The sequence below is a fragment of the Pantoea endophytica genome, from assembly GCF_002858935.1.
Classification (GTDB): domain Bacteria; phylum Pseudomonadota; class Gammaproteobacteria; order Enterobacterales; family Enterobacteriaceae; genus Pantoea; species Pantoea leporis.
This window is the reverse complement of record NZ_PJRT01000009.1, coordinates 351,822-362,865: the sequence shown is the minus strand read 5'-3', so window position 1 is coordinate 362,865 and position 11,044 is coordinate 351,822. Positions and strand designations below refer to the sequence as shown.

Genomic DNA, 11,044 nt, shown 5'->3' with positions numbered 1-11,044 from the left:
AAGGTTTTCTGACGGCTTATCCAAAACGTTTTGGAAACCTTAAACGGAAAGTTCCAGTTTATAGTTTATTGAATGATGTAAACCAATTGTGCGGTAAATCGCTTTACCATCATTGAGGCTGAATGCAGGCAGGATCAGACAGATTTGGTCGCATTTTTCAGATTGGTCTCTGTAATCAATGAACAAGTTCGAACATCATAAAAAATTATAGTTAAGCTTCATGAAAGCTTTTGCGTGAGCGATATCACATTCAGTTAAGTGTTCATGCACGCAGCGCCTGGTGCATTTAACATCATGGAACCGATTCCTTTTTGGCGGAAGTGCTTGATGTGATTGGCTCTAATAGAGGAACGTTGATTGCGCAGGCAACAATTTCACTGACGTTTTTGCCAATCAGAGGATAAAATTTAGTGGTTAATCGTTGGTATTAGCTATTGTGACTTGGGTGATTGATTAATACAGGGAACAGGTAAGAGAAAATTGCATGAGCAAGAGTAAAGGGACGCTGGGAAAACGTATTAAAGTACTGATTGCTAAAGTGCTGCTGGCCTGGCTCGGCATCTGGTTAGCGGGCATTCTGCTGTTTGCTTTTTTACCGGTACCGTTCTCGGCGGTAATGATGGAGCGGCAAATCGGTGCCTGGTTTACAGGGCGTTTTGATTATGTGGCGCACTCGGATTGGGTCGGCATGGACGAGATCTCGCCGTGGATGGCTTTAGCGGTTATCGCTTCTGAAGATCAAAAGTTTCCCGAGCATTGGGGCTTTGATGTTGATGCCATTCAATCAGTGCTGGATAACGATGGCAATGAACGCATGCGCGGAGCTTCAACCTTGTCTCAGCAGACGGCGAAAAACCTGTTTCTATGGGATGGCCGCAGCTGGGTGCGTAAAGGGCTGGAAGCAGGACTCACGGTGGGAATCGAAACCGTGTGGACCAAGCGGCGCATCCTGACGGTTTATCTCAATATTGCAGAATTTGGCGATGGCGTATTTGGCGTGGAAGAGGCCTCACAGCGCTATTTGCATAAACCCGCCAGCCGCCTGACGATGTCTGAAGCCGCGTTACTGGCGGCGGTTCTACCCAATCCGATCCGCTTCCGTGCCGATGCGCCTTCAGGCTACACGCGACAGCGCCAGCAGTGGATTATGCGGCAGATGCGCCAGTTAGGCGGCGAGGGTTTCCTGAATCGCTACAAGCTGCATTGAAAGGCTTAATCTTCGTCAAAGCCCGCTTCAAACAGTTCGATGACCGCTGCCAGCGCCTGCTCTTCCTGCGGGCCGCTGGCTTCGATTTCAATATGACCGCCTTTCGCTGAGTCGAGCATCAGCAACGCAATCACGCTGCTGGCTTCAGCTTCGGTGCCCGATTCGTTACGCAGCAACACTTCAGCATCAAAACTCTGCACCAGCTCGAACAGCTTCATCGCTGGGCGCGCGTGCATGCCCAGCTTGTTACGAATCTCAACGGTTTGCTTCACGGTCATGATTTGCGTTTTTCCAGAGTGCGATGACGAGACTGCACGTTTTTACCGCGTGAACGGAAATAATCCGCCAGTTGTTCCGCGATATACACCGAACGATGCTTACCGCCGGTACAGCCAATGGCGACGGTGAGATAGCTACGGTTATTGGTTTCCAGCATCGGCAGCCACAGTTCCAGATAGCTGCGCGTTTGATAGATAAAGTTGTGCACTTCGGTGTGACGATCGAGGAAGGCGGCCACCGGACGATCCAGGCCGGTCATCGGACGCAGCTTAGGATCCCAGTGCGGGTTTGGCAGGAAGCGCACATCGAAGACATAATCGGCGTCGATCGGAATGCCGTGTTTGAAGCCGAATGACTCAAACACCATGGTCAGTTCACGCTCACGCTTGCCTAACAGGCGGGTACGCAGCATCTCCGCCAGCTCATGAACCGACATCTCAGACGTATCGATAATCAGATCGGCGCGTGAGCGCAGTGGCTCCAGCAGATCGTTCTCTTCATCGATAGCACTCTCCAGCGACAAGTTTTTGCTGGAGAGCGGATGCAGGCGACGCGTATCGCTGTAGCGGCGAATCAACGTGTTGCGATCGGTATCAAGAAACAGCAGCTGCGGCGAAAAGGCATCGGGCAGATTGTTGAGCGCCGCTTCAAAGACTTCCGGTGATTCCGGCATGTTACGCACATCAATGCTGACTGCCGCAGAAATATTGCGTTCGGTTAAGGTATTCGCCAGCTCCGGTAGCAGGACTACCGGCAAGTTGTCGACACAGTAAAAGCCCATATCTTCGAGGGCACGCAGCGCGACTGATTTTCCTGAGCCTGACCGACCGCTAACGATCATCAGCACCATCACATTTCTCCCGTTTTAAACCGGCGAATACGCCGGTAAAAGTGTATCTCGCTTAAGAGTGTGCTTCCTGAGCTTCTGTGATAATGGCGTAGAGCTCTTGGTCGCTCTGTGCCGCGCGCAAACGACGACAGACGGTTTTATCTGCGAGGCGTTTGGCAACCAGCGAAAGCGTGTGTAAGTGGGTTTTACACTGGTCCGCGGGTACCAGCAGGGCAAACAGCAGGTCAACCGGCTGATTATCTACCGCATCAAAAGCGATAGGCTGATCGAGGCTAATAAACACGCCGACAGCGCGTAAGGTGTCCTCTTCCAGCTTGCCATGTGGAATGGCGATGCCGTTACCAATACCGGTACTGCCCATGCGTTCGCGGGTCAGGATGGCTTCGAAAAGCGTCTGGTGCGGCAGATTGAGCTGCTTCGCTGCCAGCTCGCTGATAATCTCCAGCGCGCGTTTTTTACTCTGGCAGTGTACGCCGCTACGGGTACAGTCCAGTGATAGGACCGAGCTCAATTCCAGTGTTAGATCGTTGTTCATCATCGTTTCACTTGCGAGTTCACATAGCCGCGAGTTTCAGGCAATTGATTTCATTACCGTTCACCCGCTGGCGCTTGCGCAGATGACAAAACGGGGCGGTAAGTTCCGCCCCATTTATGCTCTAAGTGCCGAATCAGTCAGCACTCTGCAAGCGTGAAGGTTAGTGTTTTTTCAGTTTGTCTTTGTGTTTGGTCAGCTGACGGGAAAGTTTATCGATTAACCCGTCGATGGCCGCGTACATGTCTTCCGCTTCCGATGTGGCGTGCAGCTCTCCGCCGTTAACGTGCAGTGTTGCATCCGCAACCTGCGTCACCTTCTCTACCTTCAGAACAATATAAACCTGATTGATACGATCAAAATAGTGTTCCAGTTTGGCAAATTTGGTATTTACAAATTCACGCAGAGGTTCGGTAATTTCAACATTAAGTCCGGTAAGGTTTAGCTGCATAGGTCTTCCTTCTTCGTTCGGTCAAACCAATTGCTTGCGCTGGTTTGATGGCGGTATAGATAAAGACTCGCGATATTTAGCAACCGTACGTCGCGCAACCATGATGCCCTGTTCGGATAACATGGAGGTCAGTTTGCTGTCGCTCAAGGGTTTTGCGGGGTTTTCCGCCGAGATTAATTTTTTCACTAATGCACGAATCGCCGTGGAAGAGGCTTCGCCGCCGCCTTCGGTGTTGACGTGACTGGAGAAAAAATACTTCAGTTCAAAGATGCCACGCGGGCTGTGTAAATACTTTTGCGTGGTCACGCGGGAAATGGTGGATTCATGCATATCAACAGCTTGAGCGATATCCGCCAACACCATCGGACGCATGTACTCCTCACCCTGCTCAAAAAACGCCTGCTGCTGTTCAACGATACAGCGTGTCACTTTCAGCAGCGTGTCGTTGCGGCTCTCCAGGCTCTTAATCAGCCACTTGGCTTCCTGTAAGTTGCTGCGAATAAACTGGTTATCGCTTTCATTACGGCCAGCTCCGCCCATCGCCGCGTACTGCTGATTGATTTTCAGGCGCGGCATGCTGTCGGAATTGAGTTCAACCGTCCAGCGCTTGCTGATTTTGCGCACCAGAACATCGGGAATGACATATTCCGGTTCGCTGGTATTGATCGACTGGCCTGGGCGCGGATCGAGTGACTGAATCAGCAGCATCGCCTCTTTCAGCACCTCTTCCTTCAGACGGGTTACACGCATCAGGCTGCGGAAATCATGGTTGGCCAGCAGATCGAGATGTTCGCTAACAATCAGACGCGCTTCCGCCAGCATGGGCGTGTCGGCAGCATATTGCGACAGCTGGACTAACAGGCAATCACGCAAATCACGTGCACCGACGCCAATCGGATCGAAACGCTGCACGCGCTTGAGCACGGCTTCGACTTCTTCCAGCGCCAACTCTTCATCACCAATACTGTCATAAATGTCTTGTAAGCTGACGGTGAGATAGCCGGTGTCATCAATGGCATCAACAATTGACGTGGCAATCGCGCGATCAGTATCAGTGAACGGCGTTAACTCAACCTGCCACATCAGGTAATCCTGCAGCGATTGGGTGGTTTCGCCTTGGTAGATCGGCAGTTCGTCATCCTGGTAATCGGTGCCGGTGCCTGATGGTGTGCCTGCGGTGTAGATTTCGTCCCAGGTAGCGTCGAGCGGAAGCTCTTCAGGCATATCTTTCTGTTCAAGCGCTTCGCGCGTGTCTAACGAATCACTTTCCTGATCCTGAAATTCACGTGCGTCAACTTCTTCGTGCAGTTCGGTTTGTTCAAGCAGCGGATTGCTTTCCAGCGCCAGTTGCAGTTCTTGCTGGAGTTCAAGCGTAGAGAGTTGCAGCAAGCGAATGGCTTGCTGCAACTGTGGAGTCATCGCCAGCTGTTGGCTGAGCCTGAGTTGCAAACCTTGCTTCATAATTCGGTAAGAATTTCCTAAGCAAACGTAGGGTGTTACAACACCTTATCAGAGTCTGAACTCTTCGCCCAAATAAACACGCTTAACCTGCTCATCTACAAGAATTTCATCAGGCGTGCCATGGGCAATTAAATGTCCCTGGCTGACGATATAAGCGCGTTCACACACCGCGAGGGTTTCACGCACGTTGTGGTCGGTAATCAGCACGCCAAGGCCGCTGTCACGCAGATGCTCGATGATTTTCTTGATGTCGATAACCGAGATCGGGTCAACACCAGCAAAAGGTTCGTCCAGCAGGATGAATTTCGGATTAGCCGCCAGCGCGCGGGCAATTTCCACACGACGGCGTTCACCACCCGACAGCGCCTGGCCCATGCTGTCGCGCAGATGGCCAATATGGAACTCTTCCATCAGCTCGTTGGCCCGATCCTGACGCTGTTCTTCGGTTAAATCATCACGGATCTGCAGCACAGCCATCAGGTTGTCGTACACGCTCAGGCGACGGAAGATCGAAGCTTCCTGCGGCAGATAGCCGATGCCGCGACGGGCGCGCGCATGCAGCGGCAGAATGCTGATGTCTTCATCATCAATCACGATGCGGCCGGCATCGCGCGGCACAATGCCCACCACCATGTAGAAGGTGGTGGTTTTACCGGCACCGTTTGGGCCCAGCAGGCCGACAATCTCGCCGGATTTTACCTGCAGGCTAACATCTTCCACCACGCGGCGGCCTTTGTAGGCTTTCGCCAGGTTTTCAGCGATTAGTGTAGCCATAGCAATCAGTTACTCTTTTTAGGGCTCGCGGACGAACCGTTTTTGTCCTGCAGCTGCGACGGTACCAGAACGGTAGTCACGCGCTTGCTGTCGCCCTGGCTGAACGCCTGCATCTTCTGCTCTTTCACCAGGTAAGTGATGCGGTCGCCTTTGATGTTGCTGTCCTGCTGCTGGATGAAGGCATTGCCGGTCAGCTCAACAAAATCGTTCGCCAATTCATAGTGCAGTTTACTGGCGTGGCCTTGCACCGGCTTACCGTTATCCTGCATCTGATAGAAGGTGGCTGGCGTGCCGTAAGCATCAACAATGGTTTTTTTGCTATCGCCGCCCGGACGAGTGACCACCACTTTATCGGCGGTAATCTTGATGGAACCCTGCGTCACAATTACGTTGCCGGTAAAGGTCGCAACGTTGCCCTGCAGATCCAGCGCCTGGTTAACGGAGTCGATATTTACCGGTTTGTCTGAGTCGCCGGTTAATGCCAGCGCAGGCAGGCTCGTTGCCAGCAGCGTACTCACCAGCAATAACTTAAGGCTATTTTTGTTCATTTTGAATTTCATAGGAAGTTTTGACCTTTTCAAGCAGCTCAGCATGTTTCGTCCGTAAATTGCCGCGCATTTTCATGCCAGTGGAATTAAAACTGCGGCCAAAAAGGGTGACTTGATCGTCAGATGTCACATCCTGGGTGACCAAATTAACCTGAGCGTTATCGGTAAGGATGCGCTCAAGCTGTGAATCCTGAGTCAAAGAATTGACAACAACGTTGCCGTAAAGATAAAGCATACGATCTTTGGTCAGCTTTGCCTTATCGGCGCGTACCGACCATGTCGCCACTTTATTAACGTCATAGGTGGTCATCACCGGATTATCGAACCAACTTATCTCATCGGCAGCAAAGTAGGTCACTTTATCGGAGACCAGCTTATAGCCCAGCGCGCCTGTGGGGTTATACACCACCGTGTTCGATTTCTCGCTGGTGTAGGTTGGCGCTTGATCGTTGGTTGCCACCGGCGTTCTGTCGTCATCCTGGTTGGTGAGATTCCAGCCGATCAGCACTAAGGCGATCAAGGCCAGGATCAGCGTCATCCAACGCCTGCTCTTACTCATATTGATTGCCCTTTGGCATCCTCAAATTTGTTCTGCGCCATCAAAATCAGATCGCACAACTCACGTACCGCACCGCGGCCACCAGCAATGCGGGTCACATAATGCGCGCGCGGCAGTAAAATCGGGTGAGCATCAGCAACGGCAACGCTCAAACCCGCCTGCGCCATTACCGGCCAGTCGATCAGGTCATCGCCAATGTAGGCGACCTGATCGGCCGTTAATGACAGTTTATCCAGGAGTTCCCGCCAGGCCAAAAGCTTATCCGATTGTCCCTGGTAAAGATGCGTAATGCCGAGCGTCTTACAGCGATCTTCCAGCAGTTTTGCTTTGCGGCCGGTAATAATAGCCACTTCGACGCCGGAGGTCAGCAGGCAACGCACGCCATAACCATCACGCACGTTAAAAGCTTTCAGCTCTTCACCGCTGTTGCCCATATAAATGACGCCATCGGACATCACGCCATCGACGTCACAAATCAGCAGGCGAATCTTCGCAGCACGCGCCATGACGTCCGCGCTCACCGGACCGTAGCAAGTCTCGACCATCGCCGTTTCAGCACTCATTATTTCTTCCTGTTAGACCACGCCAGCGCGCAGCATGTCATGCATATGTACCACACCGAGCAGGCGATCGTCATCGGCCACCAGCAGGGCGGTGATGTTTTTGTTTTGCATCAAATTAAGGGCGTCAACGGCCAGCATATTGGGGCGCACGCGAATGCCGCCGCTGGTCATCACTTCCTGAATGGTGGCTTTCTGGAAATCGATGCCCATATCAAACACGCGACGCAAGTCACCATCGGTGAAGATGCCTTCGATTTTCATTAGGTCATCGACGATGACCGTCAAACCGAGATTCTTACGGGTAATTTCCAGCAGCGCATCCCGCATCGACGCATCACGGCTTACGTGCGGGATCTCATCGCCGCTGTGCATGATATCGCTAACGTGTAGCAGCAGTTTGCGGCCCAGCGCACCGCCGGGATGCGACAGCGCAAAATCTTCCTGGGTAAATCCGCGTGCTTCCAGCAACGCCACGGCCAGCGCATCGCCCATCACTAAAGTCGCGGTGGTGCTGGTGGTTGGTGCCAGGCCGAGCGGACAAGCTTCCTGCGGCACTTTCACACACAGATGCACATCCGCAGCGCGGCCCATCGCACTATCTGGACGACCGGTGATACAAATCAGCTGCACTTTCTGGCGCTTTAACACCGGCACCAACGCAAGGATTTCTCCGGATTCACCGCTGTTAGAAATCGCGATCACCACATCATTGGTGCTGACCATGCCGAGATCGCCGTGGCTGGCTTCGCCGGGATGCACAAAGAACGAAGGTGTACCGGTGCTGGCAAAAGTCGCGGCCATTTTTTTACCGATATGCCCGGATTTGCCCATGCCCATCACCACCACTTTGCCGCGGCAGGCAAAGATCATCGCGCAGGCGCGATCGAAATCATCATTGATATATTGATCAAGCTGCTCCAGCCCTTCGCGTTCGATGCGCAGCACCGCTTTGCCTGCTTGCTGAAAATCGAAATCCGGTTGCTGATGTGACATGGTCAGTCCGTCCTTAATAGCTTGTGATAAGCATGGGGCTCAGCCATAGCCACAGCACCCACGCGATAAAACCACCTAATAATAGTGTGCCTGCGATACGACCAATACGGCGTTTGCGCAGCAGGCAGAGCAGGGCGAACAGTACGCTCACTGCCAGCATCACCCAGTAATCACGTGCGAAGGCATGCGCATCAACGCTGCCGGGATGAATCAGCGCCGGCAGGCCGAGAACAATCGCCAGATTGAAAATATTGGCGCCGATCAGGTTACCGATCGCGATATCGTCCTCACCTTTCAGCGCGCCAGCCACCACGGTGGCCAGTTCGGGCAAACTGGTGCCGACGGCGATCAGCGTCAGGCCCATCACCAGTTCGCTCACACCAAAGTAGTCGGCAAAGACGGTAGCGTTGTCGATCACCATACGCGTCGACATCGGCAAAATAATCAGTGCAACCGCCAGCCACAGAAAGGCCACGGTATTGCCTGCCTCATCGCGCGGCAGCTCCGCCAGCTGTTCGCGGGTTAGCGTGTCGTTGTTATCGCGTTCAGCACGACGAGCAATGCGAATCACCACCAGCAGATAACCCAATGCAATCAGCAGTAACGCGATGCCGTCGAGTCGACTTAAATAGTTATCAAACAGCATGATGCCGCTGAGCAGTGAGACTAGCAGCATTAATGGCAATTCGCGCCGAATCAGATTGGAGTGTACTGTCAATGGGTGGAGCAGTGCCGCGCCGCCCAGAATTAATAGAATATTGGTGATGTTCGAGCCCAACGCGGTGCCAACCGCTAAATCCATCTGCCCATGCTGTGCGGCCGAAAACGAGACGATCAATTCCGGTAATGATGTGCCAATGCTTACCACCGTCATACCAATGATCAGCGGTGGGATGCCAAAGGATCGACAGAGGATCGCGGCGCTAAATACCAAACGGTCGGCACCGTAAACCAGTAAAATCAATCCGATAAACAGCAAGGCAGAGGCTACGAACATTAAAAATCCTTGATGGATGGAGGTGTCGGCGAACCTTGTCCGACGGGTAAAAACATTCTGCACGCACTAACAGGCGCTGATTTTGACTGTCTGAGAGGCAAAAGTAAATTTTAAGGCCGTTTTCGCCACACTAAGTGGGTAAGTTTCTGTAAAACTATCGTGCATTCGAGGCTACCAGGCTACCATCCACAGCTTTGATAGCGCCCGATCCGCATAAAGAGGTAAAGATGATCCAGCAGCAAACGAATCTGGTTGAGGTTCGTGGCGTCAGTTTCACGCGCGGAGATCGTACTATCTTCGACGACATCTCGTTAACGGTACCTGCCGGTAAAGTCACCGCGATTATGGGCCCGTCCGGAATTGGCAAAACCACATTATTGCGTCTGATCGGTGGGCAATTACAGCCCGATAAAGGCGAGATTTGGTTCCGCGATCAAAATATCCCGACGCTTTCCCGCACCAAATTGTACGAAGCGCGTAAAAAAATGAGCATGCTGTTTCAGTCCGGCGCGCTGTTTACCGATCTCAACGTGTATGAAAACGTTGCCTGGCCGTTGCGTGAACATACGCAGCTGCCGCCAGAGCTGTTGCACAGCACCGTATTGATGAAGCTGGAAGCGGTGGGTTTGCGTGGAGCCGCTAAACTAATGCCTGCTGAACTTTCTGGCGGTATGGCCCGCCGTGCGGCGCTGGCGCGTGCTATCGCGCTGGAACCCGAACTGATCATGTTCGATGAGCCTTTTGTCGGCCAGGATCCAATTACCATGGGCGTGCTGGTGAAGTTAATTGATGAACTGAATCATGCTCTGGGCCTGACCTGCATCGTGGTTTCACACGATGTGCCTGAGGTCTTGAGCATTGCCGATCATGCCTATATTGTTGCCGGACAAAAAATCATTGCTCAGGGTAGCGCGCCGGAACTGCGGGAAAATCCCGATCCGCGTGTGCGCCAGTTTATCGAGGGTCATGCGGATGGTCCGGTGCCTTTCCGCTTTGCCGCTGGCGATTATCTCAGCGACTTGACCCGCTCAGGGAGAACGTAAACTGATGTTGTTACAGGCGCTAGCGTCATTTGGACGTCAGGGAATCAATACCTGTGCCGCTTTTGGCCGCGCAGGCCTCATGTTATTTCATGCGTTAGTCGGTAAGCCGGCGTTTCGTCGCCATGCGCCGCTGCTGGTGAAACAGCTGTATAGCGTGGGCGTGTTATCGTTACTGATCATCGTGGTATCTGGCTTGTTTATTGGCATGGTGCTGGGGCTGCAAGGCTATCTGGTGCTCACCACTTACAATGCGGAAACCAGCCTTGGCATGCTGGTGGCGCTCTCGCTGCTGCGTGAGCTCGGTCCGGTCGTCACGGCGTTGCTGTTTGCAGGCCGTGCGGGTTCAGCGTTAACCGCTGAAATCGGGCTGATGAAAGCCACCGAACAGCTCTCCAGCATGGAGATGATGGCCGTCGATCCGCTACGTCGCGTGGTATCACCGCGTTTCTGGGCCGGATTTATCAGCATGCCGTTGCTGGCGTTGATCTTTACCGCCGTTGGTATTGCCGGTGGCGCGCTGGTTGGCGTGAGCTGGAAAGGGATCGATCCCGGTTTCTTCTGGTCGGCGATGCAGAACGCGGTAGATTTCCGCACTGATGTCGTTAACTGCATGATCAAAAGCGCAGTCTTTGCCGTCACGGTAACCTGGATTGCGCTCTTTAATGGCTATGATGCCATCCCGACCTCGGAAGGGATCAGTCGTGCGACAACGCGTACCGTGGTGCATGCTTCACTGGCGGTACTCGGTTTGGATTTTGTGCTGACAGCACTGATGTTTGGGAATTGA

14 protein-coding genes are annotated in these 11,044 nt (G+C 53.0%); 3 read left to right on the top strand and 11 right to left on the bottom strand.

Features of this window, described 5'->3' with window-relative positions:
* Positions 1-484: 484 nt before the first annotated feature.
* Positions 485-1,207 carry a monofunctional biosynthetic peptidoglycan transglycosylase gene (gene mtgA / locus PZBJ_RS09625; protein ID WP_101762286.1) on the top strand — a complete coding sequence of 241 codons (723 nt, stop codon included), beginning with the start codon at positions 485-487 and terminating at the stop codon, positions 1,205-1,207.
* Between the two features lie 5 nt (positions 1,208-1,212).
* Here the strand turns inward: mtgA and npr are convergent, their stop codons facing one another.
* The 11 genes from npr to PZBJ_RS09570 all read right to left on the bottom strand — a co-directional run bounded on the left by npr (position 1,213) and on the right by PZBJ_RS09570 (position 9,214).
* A complete protein-coding gene (gene npr, locus PZBJ_RS09620) occupies positions 1,213-1,485 on the bottom strand; it encodes a PTS phosphocarrier protein NPr (RefSeq protein WP_008104379.1) in 273 nt (90 codons plus the stop codon).
* A complete protein-coding gene (gene rapZ / locus PZBJ_RS09615; protein WP_101762285.1) occupies positions 1,482-2,336 on the bottom strand; it encodes an RNase adapter RapZ in 855 nt (284 codons plus the stop codon). Before rapZ ends, npr begins: the two co-directional genes overlap by 4 nt.
* Positions 2,337-2,388: 52 nt before the next feature.
* The gene (gene ptsN / locus PZBJ_RS09610; protein ID WP_176970221.1) at positions 2,389-2,871 is read right to left on the bottom strand and encodes a PTS IIA-like nitrogen regulatory protein PtsN; all 483 of its coding nucleotides are present in this window, start codon (positions 2,869-2,871) and stop codon (positions 2,389-2,391) included.
* Positions 2,872-3,031: 160 nt separating this feature from the next.
* The gene (hpf, locus tag PZBJ_RS09605) at positions 3,032-3,319 is read right to left on the bottom strand and encodes a ribosome hibernation promoting factor (RefSeq protein WP_101762283.1); all 288 of its coding nucleotides are present in this window, start codon (positions 3,317-3,319) and stop codon (positions 3,032-3,034) included.
* 21 nt (positions 3,320-3,340) lie between these two features.
* Positions 3,341-4,780 carry an RNA polymerase factor sigma-54 gene (gene rpoN / locus PZBJ_RS09600; protein WP_101762282.1) on the bottom strand — a complete coding sequence of 480 codons (1,440 nt, stop codon included), beginning with the start codon at positions 4,778-4,780 and terminating at the stop codon, positions 3,341-3,343.
* A 48-nt stretch (positions 4,781-4,828) separates the two neighbouring features.
* Positions 4,829-5,554 carry an LPS export ABC transporter ATP-binding protein gene (gene lptB, locus PZBJ_RS09595; RefSeq protein ID WP_008104371.1) on the bottom strand — a complete coding sequence of 242 codons (726 nt, stop codon included), beginning with the start codon at positions 5,552-5,554 and terminating at the stop codon, positions 4,829-4,831.
* Positions 5,555-5,559: 5 nt separating this feature from the next.
* On the bottom strand, positions 5,560-6,114 hold the full coding sequence (gene lptA / locus PZBJ_RS09590; protein ID WP_036648348.1) for a lipopolysaccharide ABC transporter substrate-binding protein LptA: 555 nt from the start codon (positions 6,112-6,114) through the stop codon (positions 5,560-5,562).
* Entirely contained in the window at positions 6,089-6,661 is a 573-nt protein-coding gene (gene lptC / locus PZBJ_RS09585) for an LPS export ABC transporter periplasmic protein LptC (protein WP_101762281.1), read from the bottom strand. Before lptC ends, lptA begins: the two co-directional genes overlap by 26 nt.
* Positions 6,658-7,224, bottom strand: a complete 567-nt coding sequence (gene kdsC / locus PZBJ_RS09580; RefSeq protein WP_101762280.1) for a 3-deoxy-manno-octulosonate-8-phosphatase KdsC — start codon at positions 7,222-7,224, stop codon at positions 6,658-6,660. Before kdsC ends, lptC begins: the two co-directional genes overlap by 4 nt.
* 12 nt (positions 7,225-7,236) lie before the next feature.
* The gene (gene kdsD, locus PZBJ_RS09575; protein WP_101762279.1) at positions 7,237-8,217 is read right to left on the bottom strand and encodes an arabinose-5-phosphate isomerase KdsD; all 981 of its coding nucleotides are present in this window, start codon (positions 8,215-8,217) and stop codon (positions 7,237-7,239) included.
* Positions 8,218-8,230: 13 nt separating this feature from the next.
* Positions 8,231-9,214 carry a calcium/sodium antiporter gene (locus PZBJ_RS09570; protein ID WP_101762278.1) on the bottom strand — a complete coding sequence of 328 codons (984 nt, stop codon included), beginning with the start codon at positions 9,212-9,214 and terminating at the stop codon, positions 8,231-8,233.
* A 227-nt stretch (positions 9,215-9,441) separates the two neighbouring features.
* Between PZBJ_RS09570 and mlaF the strand changes: the two genes are divergently transcribed.
* Positions 9,442-10,257, top strand: a complete 816-nt coding sequence (gene mlaF, locus PZBJ_RS09565; RefSeq protein ID WP_008104360.1) for a phospholipid ABC transporter ATP-binding protein MlaF — start codon at positions 9,442-9,444, stop codon at positions 10,255-10,257.
* Between the two features lie 4 nt (positions 10,258-10,261).
* Complete coding sequence (mlaE, locus tag PZBJ_RS09560) at positions 10,262-11,044, top strand: lipid asymmetry maintenance ABC transporter permease subunit MlaE (RefSeq protein WP_007886633.1); 783 nt, start codon at positions 10,262-10,264, stop codon at positions 11,042-11,044.